Annotated in this window: 22 protein-coding genes; 4 read left to right on the forward strand and 18 right to left on the reverse strand. The window is 51.9% G+C overall.

What is annotated here, in order from left to right; translation table 11 throughout:
• Window positions 1-155: 155 nt before the first annotated feature.
• The 5 genes from oppF to EL309_RS07190 all read right to left on the reverse strand — a co-directional run bounded on the left by oppF (window position 156) and on the right by EL309_RS07190 (window position 6049).
• The gene (gene oppF, locus EL309_RS07170; RefSeq protein WP_004283978.1) at window positions 156-1142 is read right to left on the reverse strand and encodes a murein tripeptide/oligopeptide ABC transporter ATP binding protein OppF; all 987 of its coding nucleotides are present in this window, start codon (window positions 1140-1142) and stop codon (window positions 156-158) included.
• Window positions 1139-2125, reverse strand: coding sequence for an oligopeptide ABC transporter ATP-binding protein OppD (gene oppD / locus EL309_RS07175; RefSeq protein ID WP_004283976.1), 987 nt, complete (start codon window positions 2123-2125; stop codon window positions 1139-1141). The genes oppF and oppD overlap by 4 nt, the downstream gene beginning before the upstream one ends.
• Window positions 2126-2192: 67 nt before the next feature.
• A complete protein-coding gene (gene oppC / locus EL309_RS07180) occupies window positions 2193-3110 on the reverse strand; it encodes an oligopeptide ABC transporter permease OppC (protein ID WP_004283975.1) in 918 nt (305 codons plus the stop codon).
• Window positions 3111-3330: 220 nt separating this feature from the next.
• Window positions 3331-4251 (reverse strand): oligopeptide ABC transporter permease OppB, encoded by a 921-nt coding sequence (gene oppB, locus EL309_RS07185; protein ID WP_004283974.1) that lies wholly within the window; start codon window positions 4249-4251, stop codon window positions 3331-3333.
• Window positions 4252-4387: 136 nt separating this feature from the next.
• On the reverse strand, window positions 4388-6049 hold the full coding sequence (locus EL309_RS07190; protein ID WP_004283973.1) for an ABC transporter substrate-binding protein: 1662 nt from the start codon (window positions 6047-6049) through the stop codon (window positions 4388-4390).
• Window positions 6050-6431: 382 nt separating this feature from the next.
• Here EL309_RS07190 and bioB point away from each other — a divergent pair, with 382 nt between their 5' ends.
• On the forward strand, window positions 6432-7439 hold the full coding sequence (gene bioB / locus EL309_RS07195) for a biotin synthase BioB (protein WP_040669821.1): 1008 nt from the start codon (window positions 6432-6434) through the stop codon (window positions 7437-7439).
• A 163-nt stretch (window positions 7440-7602) separates the two neighbouring features.
• Here the strand turns inward: bioB and EL309_RS07200 are convergent, their stop codons facing one another.
• From EL309_RS07200 to EL309_RS07215, 4 genes are all read right to left on the reverse strand, one after another.
• Entirely contained in the window at window positions 7603-8175 is a 573-nt protein-coding gene (locus tag EL309_RS07200; protein ID WP_004283969.1) for a hypothetical protein, read from the reverse strand.
• Between the two features lie 49 nt (window positions 8176-8224).
• Window positions 8225-8833 carry a BON domain-containing protein gene (locus tag EL309_RS07205; protein WP_193777288.1) on the reverse strand — a complete coding sequence of 203 codons (609 nt, stop codon included), beginning with the start codon at window positions 8831-8833 and terminating at the stop codon, window positions 8225-8227.
• Window positions 8834-8962: 129 nt separating this feature from the next.
• A complete protein-coding gene (locus EL309_RS07210) occupies window positions 8963-9556 on the reverse strand; it encodes a phosphoheptose isomerase (RefSeq protein ID WP_004283966.1) in 594 nt (197 codons plus the stop codon).
• Between the two features lie 6 nt (window positions 9557-9562).
• On the reverse strand, window positions 9563-9910 hold the full coding sequence (locus EL309_RS07215) for a YraN family protein (protein ID WP_004283964.1): 348 nt from the start codon (window positions 9908-9910) through the stop codon (window positions 9563-9565).
• A gap of 77 nt (window positions 9911-9987) precedes the next feature.
• Here EL309_RS07215 and rsmI point away from each other — a divergent pair, with 77 nt between their 5' ends.
• Window positions 9988-10863: a 16S rRNA (cytidine(1402)-2'-O)-methyltransferase gene (gene rsmI, locus EL309_RS07220; protein ID WP_004283962.1), complete on the forward strand. Its 876-nt coding sequence runs from the start codon at window positions 9988-9990 to the stop codon at window positions 10861-10863.
• A 118-nt stretch (window positions 10864-10981) separates the two neighbouring features.
• On the opposite strand, the gene EL309_RS07225 is transcribed toward rsmI, so the two are convergent.
• Window positions 10982-11707: a 16S rRNA (uracil(1498)-N(3))-methyltransferase gene (locus EL309_RS07225; protein ID WP_004283961.1), complete on the reverse strand. Its 726-nt coding sequence runs from the start codon at window positions 11705-11707 to the stop codon at window positions 10982-10984.
• A 168-nt stretch (window positions 11708-11875) separates the two neighbouring features.
• Here EL309_RS07225 and EL309_RS07230 point away from each other — a divergent pair, with 168 nt between their 5' ends.
• Window positions 11876-12664: an inositol monophosphatase family protein gene (locus EL309_RS07230; RefSeq protein WP_004283959.1), complete on the forward strand. Its 789-nt coding sequence runs from the start codon at window positions 11876-11878 to the stop codon at window positions 12662-12664.
• A gap of 96 nt (window positions 12665-12760) precedes the next feature.
• Here the strand turns inward: EL309_RS07230 and EL309_RS07235 are convergent, their stop codons facing one another.
• The 4 genes from EL309_RS07235 to EL309_RS07250 form a co-directional block, all read right to left on the reverse strand.
• Window positions 12761-13240, reverse strand: coding sequence for a YchJ family protein (locus EL309_RS07235; protein WP_081463196.1), 480 nt, complete (start codon window positions 13238-13240; stop codon window positions 12761-12763).
• A 56-nt stretch (window positions 13241-13296) separates the two neighbouring features.
• Window positions 13297-14160 carry an ABC transporter six-transmembrane domain-containing protein gene (locus EL309_RS07240; RefSeq protein ID WP_004283956.1) on the reverse strand — a complete coding sequence of 288 codons (864 nt, stop codon included), beginning with the start codon at window positions 14158-14160 and terminating at the stop codon, window positions 13297-13299.
• Window positions 14161-14318: 158 nt separating this feature from the next.
• Window positions 14319-16709: a DNA topoisomerase (ATP-hydrolyzing) subunit B gene (gyrB, locus tag EL309_RS07245; protein ID WP_004283954.1), complete on the reverse strand. Its 2391-nt coding sequence runs from the start codon at window positions 16707-16709 to the stop codon at window positions 14319-14321.
• A gap of 250 nt (window positions 16710-16959) precedes the next feature.
• Window positions 16960-18537: an inorganic phosphate transporter gene (locus EL309_RS07250; RefSeq protein ID WP_036494872.1), complete on the reverse strand. Its 1578-nt coding sequence runs from the start codon at window positions 18535-18537 to the stop codon at window positions 16960-16962.
• A gap of 139 nt (window positions 18538-18676) precedes the next feature.
• Here EL309_RS07250 and thiE point away from each other — a divergent pair, with 139 nt between their 5' ends.
• Complete coding sequence (gene thiE, locus EL309_RS07255) at window positions 18677-19291, forward strand: thiamine phosphate synthase (RefSeq protein WP_004283949.1); 615 nt, start codon at window positions 18677-18679, stop codon at window positions 19289-19291.
• A gap of 180 nt (window positions 19292-19471) precedes the next feature.
• Here thiE and yidC read toward each other — a convergent pair whose 3' ends face one another.
• From yidC to rpmH, 4 genes are all read right to left on the reverse strand, one after another.
• Complete coding sequence (gene yidC / locus EL309_RS07260) at window positions 19472-21112, reverse strand: membrane protein insertase YidC (protein WP_004283947.1); 1641 nt, start codon at window positions 21110-21112, stop codon at window positions 19472-19474.
• Window positions 21113-21226: 114 nt separating this feature from the next.
• Window positions 21227-21439, reverse strand: a complete 213-nt coding sequence (gene yidD, locus EL309_RS07265) for a membrane protein insertion efficiency factor YidD (protein ID WP_036494874.1) — start codon at window positions 21437-21439, stop codon at window positions 21227-21229.
• A 3-nt stretch (window positions 21440-21442) separates the two neighbouring features.
• Window positions 21443-21781 (reverse strand): ribonuclease P protein component, encoded by a 339-nt coding sequence (gene rnpA / locus EL309_RS07270; RefSeq protein WP_004283945.1) that lies wholly within the window; start codon window positions 21779-21781, stop codon window positions 21443-21445.
• A 1-nt stretch (window position 21782) separates the two neighbouring features.
• Entirely contained in the window at window positions 21783-21917 is a 135-nt protein-coding gene (rpmH, locus tag EL309_RS07275) for a 50S ribosomal protein L34 (protein WP_004283944.1), read from the reverse strand.
• Window positions 21918-22128: the final 211 nt, after the last annotated feature.

Here is a 22128-nt window from a genome sequence, read left to right on the forward strand (position 1 = left end):
CAAGAGCAACACAGGCCGTCTGAAATTTTCAGACGGCCTGTGTTTGTATGGACAAAGCCTTGCGGAATGGCCGGTAGCGTTCGGTTTGCTTGGTTTTTGAGGTTCGAAAGAAAGGGCGGAGAAGATTCCGCCCTTTATGCTGCTTACCGCAGTGCTTAATGTGCCGTCGTTTTCATACACGCGACTTGATGTGCGGCGGAGCCTTGCAGCACGGGTTTGGTTTCGGCGCAGCCGTTGTCGGCCTGTGGGCAGCGGGTACGGAATACGCAGCCGCTGGGCGGGTTGATGGGGCTGGGCAGGTCGCCGGGCAGAAGTTGGATGGTTTTGCTGCGCTCGGCTTCCGGGTCGGGCAGCGGTGCGGCAGACATTAAGGCGCGGGTGTAGGGGTGGGCGGGGTTGCCGTACACTTCGTGATCGGTGCCGAGTTCGATGGCATTGCCCAGATACATCACCAGCACGCGGTCGGAAATGTGTTTGACTACCGATAAATCGTGGGCGATGAAAATCAGGGTCAGCCCCATTTCTTTCTGCACTTCTTTCAACAGGTTGACGACTTGTGCCTGAATGGAAACGTCGAGCGCGGAAACGGGTTCGTCGCAAATAATCAGCTTGGGTTTCAGAATCAGGGCGCGGGCGATGCCGATGCGCTGGCATTGGCCGCCTGAAAATTCGTGCGGGTAGCGGTTGATGAGGTTGGGCAGCAGGCCGACTTTGGCCATCATGTCTTTGACCTGCTTTTCGATTTCGGCTTTTTTGAGCTTGGGGTAAAAGGTTTTCAGCGGCTCGGCGATGATGTCGCCCACGGTCATGCGCGGGTTGAGCGAGGCCAGCGGGTCTTGGAAAATCATTTGGATTTCACGGCGTTTCAGGCGCATGGCGGCGGGGGAAAGGGCGGTTAAGTCTTCGCCTTGCCAGATGATGTTGCCGCTTTTGGCTTTGACGAGACCGATGATGGCGCGGGCAAGGGTGGATTTGCCGCAGCCGGATTCGCCGACGACACCGAGGGTTTCGCCGGCTTGAAGGTCGAACGATACGCCGTTGACGGCTTTGAGGGTGGCGGGTTTTTGCCAAAACCAAGCGTTGTCGGCTTTAACGTCGAAGGTAACGTGTAAATCGCGTACGGATAATAGGGTTTCGCTCATGCCTGTGCTCCCTGTAAATATTCAGACGGCCTGTGGCAGGCGCGTTTGCGGTGGTCGTGCAGGATTTCCAATGCCGGTGCTTCGCGGCGACAGATGTCTTCGACGTGCAGGCAGCGGTTTTGGAAGGGGCAACCGGGCGGCAGGCTGGTGAGGTTGGGCGGGTTGCCGGGAATGGTGGACAGGATGTCGGCGGTTTCGTCCATGCGCGGCACGGCACCGAGCAGGCCGATGGTGTAGGGGTGGCTGGGGCGGTAGAAAATGTCGTCCACTTTGCCGTATTCCATGGTGCGGCCGGCATACATCACCAACACTTGGTCGCAAATGCCGGCAACCACGCCTAAATCGTGGGTAATCATGATGATGGTGGTGCCGAAATCGCGTTTCAAATCATTGAGCAACGCCATGATTTGCGCCTGCACGGTAACGTCGAGCGCGGTGGTGGGTTCGTCGGCAATCAAAAGTTTGGGGCGGCACAACAAGGCCATGGCAATCATCACGCGCTGGCGCATGCCGCCTGAAAATTCGTGCGGATACATGCCGATGCGCTTTTTGGCTTCGGGGATTTTCACGGCTTCGAGCATACGCACGGATTCGGCCCACGCTTCGGCTTTGCCCATGCCTTTGTGCAGGCGCAGCACTTCGGTAAGCTGGTCGCCCACGCGCATATAGGGGTTGAGCGAGGTCATCGGGTCTTGGAAAATCATGGCGATTTGTTCGGCGCGGATTTTGTTTAACTCGCGCTCGGGCAAGCCAAGGATTTCGCGGCCGTTGAAAACGGCGGAGCCGGAAGTTTGACCGTTTTTGGCCAGCAAGCCCATGATGGCGAAGGCAGTTTGCGATTTGCCGGAGCCGGATTCGCCGACGATGCCCAGCGTTTCGCCTTCGTGCAGATCGAAATTGAGTTTGTTGACCGCGGTAACGAGGCCGTCTTCGGTTTTGAAGCGGACTTCGAGGTCTTTTACTTGCAGTAAGGGTGTGCTCATTGTTTTTTCCTTTTCAGACGGCCTCAAGCATCAAGAGGCCGTCTGAAAATATTGATTTTTCTTGGATTTATCTGTCTTTCGGGTCTAACGCGTCGCGCAGGCCGTCGCCGATGAAGTTAAAGCAGAACAGCGTAACCACCAAAAACACGGCGGGCACGAGCAGCTGCCACGGCGCAATCTGCATGGTGTTCGCGCCGTCTTGCAACATTGCGCCCCAGCTTGTCATCGGCTCTTGCACGCCCAAGCCCAAGAAACTTAAAAACGATTCAAACAGAATCATGCCCGGCACCAGCAGCGAGGCGTAAACCACCACTACGCCCAGCACGTTGGGCACGATGTGGCGGAACACGATGTGGCGGTTGGATACGCCGCACACATGGGCGGCTTCGATAAATTCTTTACGTTTCAGGCTCAAGGTTTGGCCGCGCACGATCCGCGCCACGTCGAGCCACGACACCATGCCGATGGCCACGAAGATAAACGCCAGATTGCGGCCGAAAAACGTAACCAGCAGAATCACGAAAAACATAAACGGAAACGCGTTCAGAATCTCTAAGAAACGCATCATCAGCATATCGGTTTTGCCGCCGAAAAAGCCCGACACCGCGCCGTACACCACGCCGATAATGACGGCCACCAGCGCACCGGCCACGCCTACCATCAACGAAATGCGTCCGCCCACGGCCACGCGGGTAAACAGGTCGCGGCCGAGCGAGTCGGTGCCGAAATAGTGTTTGTTGGCCCATTCGGGCGGCATCTGCATCGCGCCCCAGTCGGTGTGGGCATAGTCGTAAGGCGCAACAAGCGGCGCAATCAATACGAACAGGCAGATCAGCAGCAACACCAGCCCGCTTGCCAGCGCAGCGCGGTTATGGCGGAAACGCCGCCATGCGTCCTGCCACAGGCTGCGGCCTTTTACATCGGGCAGGTTTTGGTCTTCCAAGGCGGCGGCTAATGCGGCTGCCTGTTTTTTACTTACCATCATGGTTGTGTGCCTTATGGTTTTTTGTTTTATCTACAAGATGAGGCCGCCTGAAAAGCGGCAATCGTTAAACTGAATATCCTATAACTGTATCGTCATACTCGGGCTTGACCCGAGTATCTTAGGGTTCTGTGAGCTTGGAGATACTCGGGTCAAGCCCGAGTATGACGAATGTGCTGTTTATCAACCGCTTGGGCTAACGGTTTTCAGACGGCCTCTCGAATCAATAACGGATTTTCGGATCAATCACCGCATACAGAATATCGACCACGGCGTTGAACACAATCGTGAGCACGCCCACGAGAATGGTCAGGCTCAACACCATGCCGTAATCGCGGTTCAGCGCACCGTTCACAAAAAGCTGGCCGATACCGGGCAGGCCGAAAATGGTTTCAATCACAATCGAGCCGGTGATGATGCCCACAAACGCAGGGCCGAGATAAGAAATCACCGGCAGCATGGCGGGGCGTAAGGCGTGTTTCCATACGATATAGCGGGTAGGCAGCCCTTTGGCGCGGGCGGTGCGGATAAACGGACTGTTCATCACTTCGATCATCGAGCCGCGCATAATCCGTGCAATGCTCGAAATATAGGCAATCGCCAACGCCGCCACCGGCAGCACCAGATTGCTCACGGCTCCGTCGTTCCAGCCGCCGGCGGGCAACCATTTGAGCCAGATGGCGAAAATCAGCACCAGCAGCGGTGCTTTCACAAAGCTGGGAATCACCACGCCCGTCATGGCCACGCCCATGGTGAGGTAGTCGAGCCATGAATTTTGCTTCAAGGCCGCCAGCACGCCGAGCAGCACGCCGACAACCAGCGCGATAATAAAGGCGTACAGGCCGATTTCGAGCGACACGGGAAAGGCTTGCGAGAGCAGCTCGTTAACCGTGTAGTCTTTGTATTTGAACGACGGCCCGAAATCGCCGTGCGCCAGTTGTTTCAGATAATTGAGATATTGCAGCCAGATGGGGTCGTTGAGATGGTATTTGGCTTCGATGTTTGCCAGCACCGCGGGCGGCAGGTTGCGCTCGCCGGTAAACGGGCTGCCCGGAGCCAAACGCATCATGAAAAACGATACGGTAATCAGAACCAGCAGCGTGGGTATGGCTTCCAACACGCGCCTGATGATGAATTTCAACATAAGCGAACTCTAACGGTGGTTTGTACTTTCGGCCCGGCCGTTTCAGACGGCCTGTGGTTGTTGTAGATAAACGTGCTTTTCAGGCAAAGGCCGTCTGAAAACAAACAAACTTGTTTTCAGACGGCCTTTTTGGGTTTTAGTGTTTCAGGATTTTCCAGTTTTTGATTTGCCAGTTGTCCATCGGGTCTTTGGTTGAATAGCCGTCAACATAAGGCTTCACCAAACGGGCATTTACATAGTGGAAAACGAAAATGGTTGCCGCATCTTTATCCATCACGGCTTCGGCTTGGCTGTACAGCTCGCCGCGTTGCTCGGGCGTTACATCGCCGCTGAGCGTTTTCAGTATCAGATTGTCGAATTCGGCACTTTGATATTTGCCGTAGTTGCTGCTGTTGTCAGACTTAAACGTGTTCAGGAAAGTTGAAGCTTCGTTGTAGTCGGCACACCAGCCGCCGCGCGCCATTTGGTGTTTTTGGTTGCGGCGGGTATCGAGATAGGTTTTCCACTCTTGGTTCACCAGATTCACATTCACAAAACCCAATGCCTCTTTCCACAAGGCGGCAGCGGCCACGGCATTTTTCTTGTGGTTTTCATTGGTGTTGTAGAGCAGCTCGAAATTCAAAGGCTTAGACTCGCTGTAACCGGCTTCGGCCAGCAGTTTTTTCGCTTCTTCGATGCGTTTGGCCTTATCCCACGATTTCCATTCCGGCACAAATTCCTTCATGCCTTGGGCGGCAGGCGGCGTGAATTGGTAGGCGGCCGTTTCTCCGCGCCCGATCACTTTATCTACCATGGTTTCGCGGTCTAAAGTGAGTTGCAGCGCCTTGCGCACTTTCACATCGTTAAACGGCGGCTTGGTGTGGTTGAACTCGTAGTAATAGCTGCACAGATAGGGGGCAACTTTCATCTGACCGCCCATCTCTTGCTGCAACGATTTGAATTGTTCGGTCGGAATGTCGTTATACGTTACGTCCACTTCGCCCGCTTTGAAGCGGCTCATATCGGTAGGCGGCGAAGAAATCGGCAGCAGGGTGGCTTTGGTGATGGTGGTGTTGGCATCGTCGAAATAATTCGGGTTGCGCTCCAACACGATTTGGCTGTTTACGTCCCACGTTTTCACGGTGTAGGGGCCGTTTACCACGATATTGGCGGGAGAAGTCCATTTGTCGCCGAATTTTTCCACCGTGGCTTTATGCACGGGCTTCACGGAAGTGTGGATCAACATGTCGGGGAAGTAAGGCACCGGCTCTTCCAGCGTGATTTCCAGCGTTTTCGCATCCACAGCTTTCACGCCCAAGCTGTCGGGCTTGGCTTTGCCTTCGATGATTTTGGCGGCATTCAGAACTTTGGCATCAGCCAGATAGCTGGCATAAGGCGACGCGGTGGCCGGGTCGGTAACGCGGCGGAAGCTATATGCGAAATCTTCGGCGGTAACAGGGTCGCCGTTGCTCCATTTGGCATCACGCAGGGTAAATTTCCATACTTTGTTATCGGCACTTTCCCATTTTTCCGCCATGCCCGGAACGGTGTTGCCGTCGTTATCGGTAGAAGTGAGGCCGACTAAAATTTGGCGCAGAATACCCGATTCGGGTACGCCCGATACTTTGTGCGGATCGAGCGATTCGGGCTCGGCACCGTTGTTGATGACGATTTCTTGTTTTTCAGCCGCCTCGGTGGAAACGGGCGCCGTATTTTGGTTATTCTCCGCGCTGTTTCCTCCGCCGCAAGCCGCCAATCCGAAAGCGGTGGCTACGGCCAACAGCAGGGCTTTTTGCTGAAAAAAGGTGTGTTCTTTCATATTGTTCTCCTTTTAATTCAATTGGTTTTAATCAATAAAACTTTTCAATCGGGTCTATTTTTTTTAATTTAAGTAAAGCTGTCAAGAAAAATTTTACGTTAACATTGTTAACAATACGGCTTCTTTACACGAATGCGCCCGCCGCAAAACCGCTTTTTACAAACGGTGCAACCCGCCTGCCCGCATCATCATCTTCCCGATAGAAGCTGTTGAAGCGGCAGAATATTCCCGTTAAACTGCCCGCACTGCCGATGCCGTCTGAAAATATTTAAGCCGTTTCAGACGGCATCAACAGGCAAACCGCTGCTGCAAACATTGTGCTTGCAGTTTTGCACGTCAGCGTCATTGCGCCGCTGCGAAACCCGATAAAGAAAGACACGATATGACCGTATCCCCCGTAGCCTTGCGCCGCCAAACCGAGCGCAAGCCCCATGCTACCGCTCAATACTGGCGTAAATGCCAAGTTGAAGAACTGTTTGAAATGCCGTTTTTGGATTTGGTTTACAAAGCCGCCGCCATCCACCGCGAACACTTCAATCCGCGCGAAATTCAGCTTTCCACCCTGCTTTCCATCAAAACCGGCGGCTGCCCCGAAGATTGCGAATACTGCCCGCAATCGGCGCACTACAATACCGGCCTCGAAAAAGCCAAAATGATGGATGTGGAAGAAATCCTCGAAAAAGCCAAAATCGCCAAATCGCGCGGCGCCAGCCGTTTCTGCATGGGCGCGGCGTGGCGCGGCCCCAAACCGAAAGACGTAGAAACCGTGTCGGAAATCATCAAAGCCGTCAAAGGCTTGGGTTTGGAAACCTGCGGCACTTTCGGCATGCTTGAAGACGGCATGGCCGAAGATTTGAAAAACGCCGGTCTCGACTACTACAACCACAACCTCGACACCGACCCCGACCGCTACAACGACATCATCCACACCCGCCAGCACGAAGACCGCATGGACACGCTGGGCAAAGTGCGCGGCGCAGGTTTGAAAGTGTGCTGCGGCGGCATCGTAGGCATGAACGAAACCCGCCCCGAACGCGCAGGCTTAATCGCCAGCCTCGCCAACCTCGACCCGCAGCCCGAAAGCGTGCCGATTAACCAGTTGGTCAAAGTGGAAGGCACGCCGCTGGCCGATGCCGAAGATTTGGACTGGACGGAATTCGTGCGCACCATCGCCGTCGCCCGCATCACCATGCCGAAAAGCTACGTTCGCCTGTCGGCCGGCCGCAGCGACATGCCCGAAGCCATGCAGGCCATGTGTTTTATGGCTGGGGCGAACTCGATTTTCTACGGCGACAAACTGCTCACCACCGAAAACCCCGAAGAAGACGGCGACCGCGTGTTGATGGAAAAACTGGATCTGTATCCGTTGCAGCATCAGGCCGGTGCTTAATCTGTTGTACTCATACCGTTTGCTTCATATACAAAGAGGCCGTCTGAAAATTTCAGACGGCCTCTTATTTATTTTATGTCAATCCCGAATCATTTGACGGTTTGAATGTTGCAATCTGTTTCTGTCTGCCGAGTGTAAACGATAAGGTCAATCGGCTCGGTTATTAAAACAGATTATCCATAACGTTTTTCGGCTCAGCCGGTTTGGGGGCGGGTTTGGGAGCAGGCTTCGGAGCCGGTGTGTAAACAGGTTCGGGTTTCGGCTCGGGCTTCGGTTCGGGCGCGGCGACGGTTGCCGTCTGGATTTCCTGAACAGGCTTGGCGGCAACGGCAGGAGCCGGTTTGACGTTGGTCGGCAGGACAGGGGTTTCCGCATTCGGTTTGGTTTCTGTGACAGCGGTGTTTTCTGTTTTATCTTCCGCAACGCTCGGACGTGTTTGCGGTTTTGCCGGTATCGGTGCGGTTTCTTTGAATGTGGGTTCGGATGCCGGTAAAACGGGTGCAGAGCTTGTGGCGGCCGTTGCCGTATCCGCCGGACTGACGCCGCGCGGAGACAGAATTTCTACGCCGGTATCGGTTTTGGGGGCGGGCGCGCCGACAGTTTGGGGTGTGTTCATGGTCGTCAATACGCCGGCAAGTAGGGCGCCGACTGCGACGATAACGAAAATAAAGGCTGCCAACAACAGGTGTTTGGGCTGCAATCGGAAGCCTGAATGTTTTTTTGGAGATTCGGTCATGGTAAATGCTCCATAAGAGGCCGTCTGAAATTTTCAGACGGCCTTCTGGTTATTGTTGCGGATTATAGTTTTGGTAGAGGGTTACGACTTTCTGCACGCCGGCGGTGGTGCTGACTTTTTCGGTAACGGCGGCTTGTTCGGCAGGGGTAAGGATACCCATTACATAGGTAACGCCTTCATAGGTAACGATTTTAACGCGGCTGGGAATAACGCCTTGAACGCCCAGCAGGGTGGTGCGGACTTTGGACGTGCCCCAAGTGTCGGCCAATACATTGCCAAAGGTGCGGTTTTGCGGTGCAACGGAAATGTAGTTGTAGACTTCTTGCGCGGATTGTTCGGAACGGGCTACTTGTTCGACAAAGCGGCGTTCGTCTTCGGTTGATACCTGACCCAACAGCAGAATATGGCGGTTGTAGCTGACAACGGAGAGTTTCGGTTCGTATTGGGTGGAAGCGTGGTTGTTCAGATAATCCAACGCGGTATTTTTAATCCGCACTTCCATAACGTTGTCGTCGGTTTGCGAGCCGATGGTGCGGCGGTCGATGGCGGATGCACCGCCCAATGCGGCACCGCCGACCAGTGCGCCGACGCAGCCGCTTAATATGCCTGCTAAGGCCAGAGCGGTTAACAGCTTGAATGTGTGTTGTTTCATGTTCATTAAAAACATCCTTATTATCTAGGTTTTCAGACTGAGGCCGTCTGAAAATCGGGCAGAAAATATTGTATCCGCACGGGGCGGCTCAGGCAGCCGTTTTCCGATTGGTGCGGCGGTTGGCGGATAAGCGGATTACATGCCTTCCAAAAGCATGGAATCAATGCTGTCGCACAGGGCGTGGATCAGCAGGATATGGATTTCCTGAATGCGTGCGGTGCGCGGGTGCGGCACGTTGAGCAGGATATCGGTGTCTTTCAGCATGGCTGCGATTTTTCCGCCGTCGCGGCCGGTAAGGGCGATAACCTGCATATCTCTTTCATGGGCGGCTTTAATCGCTTCGATGATGTTGGCCGAGTTGCCCGAAGTGGAAATGCCGATCAGGATGTCGCCGCTGCGGCCTAGTGCGCGTACCTGTTTGCTGAACACGTGGTCGAAGCCGTAGTCGTTGCCGATGGCGGTCAGTGCGGAGGAGTCGGTGGTCAGCGCGATGGCTGCCAGTTCCATGCGTTCGCGCTCGAAGCGGCCGGTCATTTCGGCGGCAAAGTGTTGGGCGTCGGCTGCCGAGCCGCCGTTGCCGCATGCCAGGATTTTGCCGTCGTTCATTAGGCAGCTGAGCATGAGTTCTGCTGCTTGGGCCGTAGGTTCGCTTAATAGTTCTGCCGCCTGCTGTTTCGCTTCGATGCTTTGGGCAAAGTGGGCGGCAACGCGTTCTTGTAATGTTGTCATGTTGGGTTAGCCTGTGATGTTTTTAATCCACTCGGGAGTTTGGTTTCCCTGAATCAAGACGGCATCCAAGCGGCAGGGCGCACGGTTGAGACGGTTTTGCTGCAGATAAAGTTCTGCGCTCCGCTGCAGTTTGTCGAGTTTGGACGGGGTAATGCTGTGGGCCGCGCCGCCGAAATGGCTGCTTTTGCGGTATTTTACTTCAACAAACACGATTGTGTGGCCGTTTTTGACAATCAGGTCGATTTCTCCGAACGGACAATGCCAATTGCGTGCGATCAGGGTGCAGCCTTGCTTTTTCAGGTATTGCAGTGCCGCGTCTTCGGCGGCTGCGCCTTCTTTATGGTTTAGTCGCATGGAGGGGTGCCGTAGGTTGGGGGAAGGGGTTTTGCTTTATAATACCGCATTGTTTATTTTTCAGACGGCCTATCATTATGATGCAGAAACATTATCAGAAAGCCTGCGAGGGTATCTCAGCGCAAACATTATACGTGGTTGCCACGCCCATCGGCAATTTGGCCGATATTACCCTGCGCGCGTTGGCGGTATTGGGCCGAGCCGATATGGTGTGTGCGGAAGATACGCGTGTAACGGCGCAGTTGTTGAGCGCATACGGCATGCAGGCCAAGCTGGTCAGCGTGCGCGAACACAACGAGCAGCAGATGGCGGACAAAGTGATTGCCGCATTGGCCGAAGGTATGGTGGTGGCGCAAGTGTCTGATGCGGGTACGCCGGCGGTGTGCGATCCGGGTGCGAAGTTGGCGGCAAGGGTGCGTGAGGCCGGTTATACCGTGGTGCCGGTGGTCGGAGCGAGTGCGGTGATGGGGGCGTTGAGTGTGGCCGGAGTGGCGGAGCCGGAATTTTACTTTAACGGCTTTTTGCCTTCGAAGCCGGGTGAGCGCCGCAAGCTGTTGGCGGAATGGGAAAAAGCGGCGTATCCGGTGGTCATGTTTGAAACGCCGCATCGCATCGAAGTGGCTTTAGCCGATATGGCCGAAATGTATCCTGAACGAAAGCTGGTGTTGGCCAGAGAAATAACCAAAACTTTTGAAACGTTTTTAAGCGGTACGGTGGCGGAAGTGCGGGAGAGGGTCGGGGCGGACAGCAACCAGAGTCGGGGCGAGATGGTATTGGTTTTGCATCCGGCCAAAGTGGAAAAAAATGTCGGGCTTTCCGAGAAGGCGGAGCAGGTGATGAAGGTATTGTCAGCCGAGTTGCCGACCAAGCAGGCGGCGGATTTGGCGGCGAAAATTACCGGAGAAAACAAAAAAGCCTTATACGATTTGGCTTTGGAATGGAAAAAGCAATAAATAGAAACGGGAGGCCGTCTGAATTTTCAGACGGCCTCCCGGCTTATTGGGTATCTGTTTTTATTGCTGTTTCGGTTTAAATCGGGTTTATGGATATATAGAGCAGGCGTTAAACCCGTTATACAAAATCGCCCCATAAAGTCTGCATTGCGGCAATGGCGGCTAAAGAAGCGGTTTCGGTGCGCAAGATCCGTTTGCCGAGTGTCACCGCTTGAAAACCGGCATCAAAAGCCTGCTGTTCTTCTTCGGGTGTCCAACCGCCTTCAGGGCCGACCATAAACGTGATGTCCGACGGTTTGTCTGCCACGTCTTTCAAGCTTCGGGCTTGGTTCAGACTCATCAGCAGTTTCAGGCTGGTTGGTTTGAGCTGTTTTAAAGCCGTCTGAAAATGAAGGATGGGTAAAACTTCGGGTACGGTATTTCTGCCGCTTTGCTCGCAGGCGGAGATGACGATTTCCTGCCAGCGGGCAACCCGTTTGTCGGCGCGTTCTCCACCGAGACGTACCACGCAACGCTCGCTCAATACCGGTTGGATACGGCTGACGCCGAGTTCCACGCTTTTCTGTAAAGTAAAGTCCATACGCTCGCCGCTGGATATGGACTGGATCAGCGTGATGTTTAACGGAGATTCGTTGTTTGCTGGCGATTCGCCGGTGATTTCAGCTTCGGCGGCGCGTTTTTCCAAGCGGTTCAGGCGGGCGGAATAGCTGTTGCCGTTGCCGTTAAACAAAACGATTTCTTCTCCGGGTTTGATACGCAATACATTGAGATGTCTGACAACATTGTCGGGCAAAGCCAGTGCGGTGCCGTTGCTCAGGTCGGATGGAACGTAAAAACGGGGCATAATTCAGTTGGTGTTTGCTGGGAAAATGGTTAATATTGACGATTATCGCAAATAAACTTTGTTTCTGCTATGGCGCGGCTGCGGCTGATAATCGGCATTCAAAGCCAGTTTATTTGCCGCATAGGCGAAGAAAGTCAGTTTTCAGGTTTTAAGGAATAAGGAAAAAATGTGTTAGACCGATTGCAGGAAATCGTGCGCGAAGTGGCGCAGGCCGAAGTGATGCCGCGCTTTTTGGATGTCGAGATTAGCCGAAAATCTGACGGGTCGCTGTTTACCGAAGCCGATTTGGCTTCGCAGGTCGCTTTTGCCGAGAAGTTGCCGGGATTAATCGACTGCCCGATGTTGGGTGAAGAGATGAAGCCGCAAAGGCAGCAGGAGCTTTGGCAACACAGCCGTCGCGGTTTGTGGGTGGTGGATCCGATTGACGGCACGAATAATTTTGTTAACGGTTTGCCGCATTTTTCTTTGTCGGTGGCTTATGTGGAAAGCGGAAAAACCCGGCTCGGCGTGATTTTCAATCCGGTCAGCAACGAATGTTTTTATGCCGAGCGCGGGCGCGGTGCGTTTATGAACGGCCGCACTTTGCCGTTGCGCAAGGCGCCCAAGCAGTTGCACGAGGCGATAGCGGGTGTGGAAATCAAATATCTGCGTTCGGGAAAATTATCCAGCCGTATCAATACATTGGCACCGTTCGGCAGCTTGCGCAGCTTGGGTTGCAGTACTTTGGACTGGTGTTATTTGGCGGCCGGAAGATATGATGTTTATGTGCATGGCGGCCAAAAATTATGGGACTACGCGGCCGGTGCATTGATTTTTGAAGAAGCCGGCGGCAAATTGGCCACTTTGGAGGGCGATGAGTTTTGGAGCGGCGAACATGTGTTTAAACGCTCGGTGGTCGCGGCTTTACAGCCCGAATTATTCGAACGCTGGCTGAATTGGATACGGGAAAATCAATAATTGGGCGGTTGTCGGCGCAGCAGGAAAACGTTTGTGTGAAAAAGTCGGACTTTCAGAATAGTGAAACTCCGACTTTTTTATGGCTTTCTTTGCCGCTTATTTGAAGAATTGCCCGCAGCATTGTTTGAATTTCTTGCCGGAGCCGCAAATGCAGGGCTGTTTCATCGTAGGCAGCGGCACGGTTGGGTCGATAAAATACCATTTGCCGTCAATGCGTACAAAAGCAGAGCATTCATGATGGATATGCTTGCCGTGTTCGTCTGCAAAATGGGCTTCAAATTCGACTTGTGCGTGCTGTTTGCCGATATTGGGGATATGAGTCAGAACCCTCAGCGCCAGCCAATCGTTATGTCTGCTCCAATGTGAGATTGCATCGGTATCCAACAGGGTTTGTTGGTCGGGTACGGTGGTGGCAATTAGGTAGCCGATTTCATGCAGCACATAGGCGCTGTATCGTGATCGCATCAAGGCTTCGGCGTTGTTTGCATGATGTCGGCCGGAGTGCAGAAGTTGGCAGCATTGCTTGTAGGGTAAATTGGAACCGCAGGGGCATGGTTGGTTTTCGGTCATACTCATTGGGGAAGCATCAGGTTGGATAGGAAAAGGTTGTTAGGGTTTGAGTGGCTTGCATATTAAGATTCATGTTCCGTTCCGCTTTCCACTTCCACGCGACGGGCAATGTCTTTCAGATTGGAATAACTTTCTACCAGCCTCGGCACATCGTCCAAACTCATGGCAAACATCCATAAATAAGTGGTGAGCGAATAGATATGCCCTGCGCTGCCGTAGCCGTTTAAGGTTATCCACACAAAAGTAAAGCCGAACAACAAGGCCATTGCTATGCCGACGCACAGATAGCCCGCTGCTTCGCGGTTGGAAATCAAAATGCGTAGGCGGGCAACCAAGCCGAAATGCTTATGCAGCGTGGCTTCGGGAGCGGATTGAATCATGTCCACATCACGCTCCAAGCGGTTGTTGAGTTTGAAATACAGCTTTTCACTCACGCGGGAAAAGCCCGGCAGCAATATCAAAAATACCGCCAAAACCAACAGACTCAACACGCCGGCCCAAAATTCCAGTATCAAAAGCATGAAAGCCGCGCCAAATACCGACACCAGCGACGTGATCGCCGTAGGCAGATGCATTTCAAAAAAATCGACAAATTCCCTCGACAACGCTACACGCGCCGCGATTTCAGACGGCGTCTGCCCCTGTATGCGCTGCTTCACAATCACAGGTACGGCGATTTCGCTGTAAATGCGGGCAAATACACGCGTATCTGCGCTGCGCCGTGCCGCTCCCACCAGCCACATCAACAACACCAAAAGCGCGTAAGTCAGCGCCTGCCAGACCTTGCCCTGCATGACCGCGTTGACGGCAAAACCGCCGAACACGGGGTAAATCAGAAACAGCAGATTTTCCAAAGCCACGATACTGAACGTGAGCAACAGCTTTTTGCGGTGTGCGGTGCCGATATTTTTTAAAGTATTCCACATGATGTTTCGGTTTTACTTCTTAATAAATACAGCCTGATGCATCGAGGCCGTCTGAAAATTTATATCTTTAGTGTAAGGATAATAAAAAGAACCGGGTCGGCATGGACTTCGGTTCTTTTTCGGTTGAAGCCGTTATTTTTCAGACGGCCTTGCGTATATCAGGCGTCGATATTTTGGGCAATCAGTGCGTTGTTTTCGATAAAGGCGCGGCGCGGTTCCACTTCGTCGCCCATGAGGGTAACGAAGACTTCGTCGGCGGCAATGGCATCTTCGATACGCACTTTCAGCAAACGGCGAACGCTCGGATCCATCGTGGTCTCCCACAATTGCTCGGGGTTCATCTCGCCCAAACCCTTATAGCGTTGGATAGACATGCCTTTCTGTGCGCCGGTCATCAAAATATTCAAAGCTTCTTCAAAACTGTGAACGGGCTGCTCGGTTTCGCCTTTGATTAGCTTGGCATCGCTGCCGATCAGACCTTTGAGCATGGCTGCGGTCTGGTTGATGGTTTGGTAGGCTTTGCTGTTGATGAATTTGCTGTCGATATAGCTGACCATCATGTTGCCGTGCAGTTTACGGGTAATTTTGATGAAATGCTGGCCTTCGGCATTTTCGGTGCGTTCCAACGACACTTCTTTGTTGTCGAGCAGGGATTGCAGTACCGCGATGGCTTTATCCGTATTTTCAGGGCTGTCTAATTCGATGTTGTCACTATGCAGTAAGGCGTTTAATACCAAGCTGTCGATAACGCGGCTTTCCTGTTCGATAACGGTTTTAGACAACAAAAATTGTTTGGCTGTTTGCGCCAATGCTTCGCCTTCTAAAATATGGCCGTCTGAAATAATTTTAGCTTTATCTAAAGCCAAGCCCAGCAGGAATTGGTCTTTTTCAAATTCGTCTTTCAGATAGCGTTCCTGTTTGCCGTGTTTGGCTTTGTATAACGGCGGCTGGGCGATATAGATGTAGCCGCGCTCCACCAATTCGGGCATTTGGCGGTAGAAGAAAGTCAGCAGCAAAGTGCGGATGTGCGCTCCGTCCACGTCGGCATCGGTCATGATGATGATGCGGTGGTAGCGCAGTTTTTCGGGATTGAATTCTTCTTTGCCGATACCCGCACCCAAAGCAGTAATCAATGTCGCCACTTCTTGGCTGGCCAACATTTTTTCAAAGCGGGCTTTTTCTACGTTGAGGATTTTACCTTTCAACGGTAGGATGGCTTGGAATTTGCGGTCGCGGCCTTGTTTGGCAGAACCGCCGGCAGAATCACCCTCGACCAGATACAGCTCGGATAAGGCCGGGTCTTTTTCCTGACAATCCGCCAGCTTGCCGGGCAAGCCCAAGCCGTCCATCACGCCTTTGCGGCGTGTGATTTCACGGGCTTTGCGGGCAGCTTCACGGGCGCGGGCGGCATCGACGATTTTGCCGCAAATGGTTTTGGCCTCGTTGGGGTTTTCTTCCAGAAACTCGGTTAAGGCTTGGTTGATCACTTCATTGACCACGGGGCCGATTTCGCTGGAAACCAGTTTGTCTTTGGTTTGAGAAGAGAATTTCGGGTCGGGCAGTTTGACGGACAATACGCAAGTCAAACCTTCGCGCATATCGTCGCCGCTGGTGTCGACTTTGGCTTTTTTGGCGATTTCGTTGGACTCGATATAGCTGTTAATCGTGCGGGTCATCACTTGGCGCAGAGCGGTTAAGTGTGTGCCGCCGTCGCGCTGGGGAATGTTGTTGGTGAAACACTGAACGGATTCTTGGTAGCTGTCGTTCCACTGCATTGCCACTTCCACGCTCATGCCGTCTTTTTCTCCGGAAGCGTAGAAGATTTTTTCATGCAGAGGAGTTTTTTTGCGGTTCATGTATTGTACGAAGCCGGACACGCCGCCGGATAGGGCGAAGTTTTCGTGTTTGCCGTCGCGTTGGTCGAATAATTCGATGTCGACACCGTTATTCAGGAAAGAGAGTTCGCGTATGCGTTTGGCCAGAATATCGAAGCTGAATTCGACATTGCCGAATGTTTCTGCGCTGGCCATAAAACGCACGGTCGTGCCTTTTTTGTCGGAAGGACCGACTTCTTTAAGCGGTTCTGCGGCGGCGCCGTTGACGAATTTGACGAAGTGTTCTTTGCCGTCGCGGTAGATGGTCAACGCCACCCAGTCGGAAAGGGCATTTACTACGGACACGCCTACGCCGTGCAGGCCGCCTGAAATTTTATAGCTGTTGTTGTTGAATTTGCCGCCTGCGTGCAGTACGGTCATGATCACTTCGGCGGCGGAACGGCCTTCGGTCGGGTGGATGCCTGTGGGCATGCCGCGACCGTTGTCTTGCACGCTGACTGAATTGTCCGAATGAATGGTTACGGTAATTTTGTTGCAGTGGCCTGCCAGGGCTTCGTCGATTGCGTTATCCAATACTTCAAACACCATATGGTGCAGTCCCGAACCGTCTTGGGTGTCGCCGATATACATGCCGGGACGTTTGCGTACTGCTTCCAGACCTTCTAAAACTTGGATACTGTCTGCACCGTATTCTTCGTGTTGTTGTTCAGTCATAATGCCTTTTCTTATCGGTTTGAATGCTTCGGATATGTTCAAAGTGGCAACCTGTATTTTCAGACGGCCCCGTGTATTCGGAAAGTTATCGGAATACAAAGTTTTAACTTGCCGATTATACCTGAATCTGCGTCTTTTTTCAGCTTGTTGTCAGTGCTGTTTGAGCTTGTCCGAACATTCGGAAAGGTTGTTCGGATTAAAAAAGGCCGTCTGAAATTTCAGACGGCCTTTCCGGTGGTGATTTCTAGAATCAGAATACGTTTCTTAAAATCAGGAAGCAGATAACCGATAGGATGGCGGCGGCAGGAAGGGTAATCACCCAAGCCAAACCGATGGGCTTCATCATCGCCCAATTGGCGTTGCGGTTAACCAAGCCGATGCCCAATACCGCGCCTACCAAAATATGGGTACTGGAAACGGGCAGACCCATCAGCGAAGCCATCATTACAACGGCTGCTGCAGCCAATTCTGCGGTAAAACCGGAAGCGGGATGCATTTCTGCCAAACTGGTGCCGACGGTTTGGATAACTTCTTTACCGATAAACCATAGGCCGACAATCAAGGCGATACCGAATGTGAGCATGGCAATCGGCGGAACCGGAGCTTGTGCACCTACATCGCCGGTACGCAATACGTCCATAATGGCGGCAAACGGGCCGATGGCGTTCGCAATGTCGTTTGCGCCGTGGCTGAAAGCAAAACCGGCTGCGGTAAATACCTGCATCCAACTGAACATCAGGAAGGTTGATTTGCTGAGATCTTTACGTTTCAGGGTTTTGCCGTAGATGAATGTTGCCATCCAAATTGCTGCGCCTACCATGAAAATGGTCAGGAAACTGCCCATATTGCTCATGCCCAGCTGCAGGTTTTTCAGGCCTTTGAAGATCAGCATGGATGCGATCATCATGCCGCCGATAGAGGCGATAATCGGTACCCAAGAATGTAGGGCTTTGTATACGTCTAAATTGTGTTTCCGGCTGTCGATTTTGTAGAGGCCTTTGTAGTATACCGATTCCAGTTCGTTCGGATCTAAGTCGGGCTCGCCGTAAATTTGAGCATCACGTGCCATTTGGGAGGCGCATTCGACTTTTTCTACTTCACTCAAGCCTTCGAAAAACAGCTTGTGCTGTTCTTTATAGGATTTCTTTTCTTGCTTGATGGATTTTAAAGTTTGTTCGGCTTTGGTGTTGTAATCGAGAACGTGTTTTTTGATTTGTGCAAACAAAATATAAGAAACCAAACCGCCCAATACGGGGGATAAAACCCAAGAAATGGCAATTTGCGCCATGTTGTCCCATTGAACCAGGCCGAAAGCATCGGAACCGTTGGTTAAGAAGCCCAGGCACAATGCGCTGCCGACAATACCCCCGATAATGGCATGGGTAGTGGAAACGGGAAGGCCGCGTTTGGTTGCAAACAGCAGCCATAAGGCAGCGGCAAGCAGGGCGGACATCATGATATAAACAAACTGCATCGGCTCAAGATTCATGACCTTTAAGTCAATCACGCCTTTGCGGATGGTGTTGGTTACTTCGCCGCCGGCGATAACGGCACCGCTGACTTCAAAAATCGCAGCGATAACTAGAGCCTGTGGAACAGTCAGCGTACCTGCGCCAACGCTGGTGCCGAAAGAGTTGGCAACGTCGTTACCGCCGATATTGAAGGCCATAAAAACGCCGAACAGAGTAGCCAGCAGAAAGAGTATGGTGTGGTTGTTATTTGTGTATCCGATTCCCCAGAAAATAAAATATCCCACAGCAATAATCAGTAGTGATGCAAAGATCAGATTGATTCTTTTCATGCTTACACTCGTTTGAGCCTGAGTCATGTTTTTTCCTTATAATTGTCCAGTACAGCTAACAGTCCAGCATTTTATATAACAATGATGACAGCAGTATTACAGCTGGTACACGATTATTTTAGCATTATTATGAATGTAATAGGCCGTCTGAAAGGAAATTAAAGATATGTTTTTCCAACCGTTAGCCGCCCGGCTTCGTTTTTATGCCGTAGTTCCGACTGCAGAATGGGTCGGACGTATGGTTAAGGCCGGTGCAGACACCGTCCAGTTGCGCAATAAAGATTTGACGGGTGAGGATTTGTATCGGGAAATCGAACGGAGTGTGGCTTTGTGTCAGGGCACGGCAACACAGTTGTTTATTAATGATTATTGGCAGGAGGCCATCCGTGCCGGTGCATACGGTGTGCATTTGGGGCAGGAAGATATGGACAGTGCGGATTTGCAGGCTATTGCCGATGCGGGATTGAGACTGGGCATCAGTACGCATTCTGTGGCAGAGTTGGATAGGGCGTTGTCTGTCCGTCCGAGTTATGTGGCCAGCGGTGCGGTGTTTCCGACCACAACCAAGAAAATGCCGACTGAGCCGCAAGGCTTGGAGAATCTGCGCCGGTATGTCGAGCAGGCGGGTGAAACGCCCGTGGTGGCAATAGGCGGTATCGATTTGACGAATGCCGAAGCGGTATTGGCCACCGGTGTGTCGTCATTGGCAGTAGTCAGGGCGGTAACTGAAGCAGAAAACCCGGAAGCTGTAGTGAAGGCTTTTCAGAGCTTATTTGATTAGGAAAATCAAGATGGTTAATAAGCGGTTTATGTTGATGTAGTTTCGCTTTTAACCAATCTTATGTTGCCATTCTGTTTTCAAAAGTTCGTTATTTAAAGTGAGTTGGTTTACTCTGATTAAAATATAAACAAAAGGCCGTCTGAATTTTCAGACGGCCTTCTTTATGTTACGGGCTGGCTTTTAGGAAACCACTTCACCTGCAGCGCGTTGTTTTTCAATACTGCGGTTGATGTGCCATTGTTGGGCAATTGTCAGAATATTGTTGACCACCCAGTACAGTACCAAACCAGCAGGGAAGAAGAAGAACATTACCGAGAAAATCACCGGCATAATCTTCATCATTTTGGCCTGCATAGGATCGGTTGGCGGAGGGTTCAAAGCCGTTTGGATAAACATGGTGGCAGCCATGATGATGGGCAGGATAAACCAAGGGTCGGTACGGCTTAAGTCGGTAATCCAGCCGATCCATGGGGCTTGGCGCAATTCTACGGATGAGAAAATCGCCCAATACAAACCGATGAATACCGGAATTTGCAGCAGCATAGGCAGGCAGCCGCCCAAAGGATTGATTTTTTCATCACGGTAAAGCTGCATCATGGCTTGCTGCATTGCCATGCGGTCATCGCCGTATTTTTCCTTCAAAGCCTGCAGGCGCGGAGCAACGGCACGCATCTTGGCCATAGAGCGGTAAGAGGCGTTGGTCAGCGGATAGAAAACGGCTTTAACAATGATGGTCAGCAAAACAATGGCCCAGCCCCAGTTGCCTACCAAGTCGTGCAATTTGTTTAGCAGCCAGAAAAGCGGTGAAGCAAAAATATGTACTTTGCCGTAGTCTTTAGCCAATTGCAGATTGTCTGCCACATTGCTGATGATGTCGGTTGTTTGCGGGCCGGCATATAGGGTAACGGGGAAAGATAGTTTGCCTTCGCTCTGAATGGCGGGTAGCGGAACACGCACATCGGCAGAATAAAGTTTGTCTTCGCGACGTTTCAGATCGATTTGGCAAGCGCCCGCTTCACAGATGGTTTTGCCGTCTTTGGGCTGTAAAATCCAAGTAGCCATAAAATGGTGTTGGATCATGCCTAACCAGCCGCTGTCGGTTTTACGTACATATTCGGCTTGATCGCGTCCGGATTCAAAGTCATCGTCCAGATCGCCGAAAGGTACTTTTTCAAACTCGCCTTGAGGTGTGTAAACCACAGGACCGGAATAAGTATGGGTGAAGTAGCCTTCGCCGTCCGGCTTGCTTTGATCGCGTAAAATCCGGTATAAGCCGCTTAATTGAACGGGTTGGCCGCTTTGGTTGGTAATATCGAAGCGTACGTTTACAACGTAGCTGTTTTTGGTAAACGTATAAACTTTGTCGATATTCAAGCCGTTATCGGTTTGTGCGCTGAGACGTACTTCGACTTGATCGCCATTTAAGGTGTATTGTTTTTGCGGTGCGGAAAACGAAATATTTTTCAATATGTTAATACCGTTGGCGTTCAATAACTCAGATTGGGCGATGTAGGTGTAATCTTTGTTGTCGTTAAACAAAACGAAGTTTTTACTTTCATCGTCGGACGAGCTGTATTTCAGCAAGGTCAATTGACGTAAATCACCGCTTTTTTCGTCAATAACGGCTTTTACCGTATCGGTAATCACGGTAACCGGTACGGCTGTTTCCAGGGGGGATGAGGCTTGTGCGGGTGCTGCCGCAGTTGCGGTCTGTGCAGCTTGTTGCGCCGGTGTCGGCTTAGGTGTCGGGAAAAGTTGCTCCCAACCTAACAAAATCACCAGTGCAACGGCGAAAAAAGCCGTTAAGCGTTTTAAGTCCATATAAGGTTTCCTAATGGATGGTGTTTAATTAAAAGCTGAAAATGCTTGATTTCAGACGGCATTATATACAAACCGAATGAAAGCGGCAGGAATTCTTTAAAGTACAGGTTGCGGTCAGGGTACCGGGTCGTGTCCGCTGCCGCCGAAAGGATGGCAGCGTCCAATGCGTTTGGCTGCGAGCCAGCCGCCTTTCAATGCACCGTATTTTTTTACGGCTTCTACTGCATATTGCGAGCAGGTTGGCGTGTATCTGCATCTGGGCGGGAGCATGGGGCTGATGGCATATTGGTAAAGGCGTATCAGGCCGAGTAGGATTTTTGCCAACATGATTTAAGGTTTCTCCATCAATTGCTTCAGTTGTTCCCTGACCTCGGCCGCAGTGTGTGGCTCGAAAGGCCGGATAACTCTGACGATGTAGTCTTGATGGGGCAGTTTGTGCTTTCGGGTTCGAAACCATTCCCGAATCACGCGTTTCATGTAGTTTCTGGCATTGGCACGTTTGGCGGTTTTTTTGCTGACAACCAACCCCAATCTCGGATGTCCCAGTTGATTGTCGCCGCTGTTGAATACCTGTAGAAAAGAACGGCTCCGTCGCTTTTTCAATGCAAAAACGGATGAAAAATCATCCGTTTTTAATAAGCGGTACTGCTTGCTGAAACCGTTGTCCAACTTATACAGCCAAGCGTTTACGGCCCTTGGCGCGACGTGCTGCCAAAACAGCGCGGCCGCCGCGGGTTTTAGAGCGAACCAAGAAGCCGTGAGTGCGTTTGCGACGGGTAACTGAAGGTTGATAAGTGCGTTTCATGTCTGTTTCCTAAAATTTGTCTAAAAATCAAACCGTAAATTACACCTTAATTTATTCTTTTTGTCAATAAATATCAGTTTGGCCGGCTTGCGGAGCCGGTGCCGTTGTAAGTCGGTAACATTGTTGTTGATAATGGCAGTTGTGGATAATTTTGGGTATAATCGCGCCAGCAGTATTGCCATATGCCGTATTCAGGCTGTAGCGGTTTGTA

Origin of the sequence: Neisseria weaveri, assembly GCF_900638685.1 — a bacterium.
GTDB lineage: Bacteria > Pseudomonadota > Gammaproteobacteria > Burkholderiales > Neisseriaceae > Neisseria > Neisseria weaveri.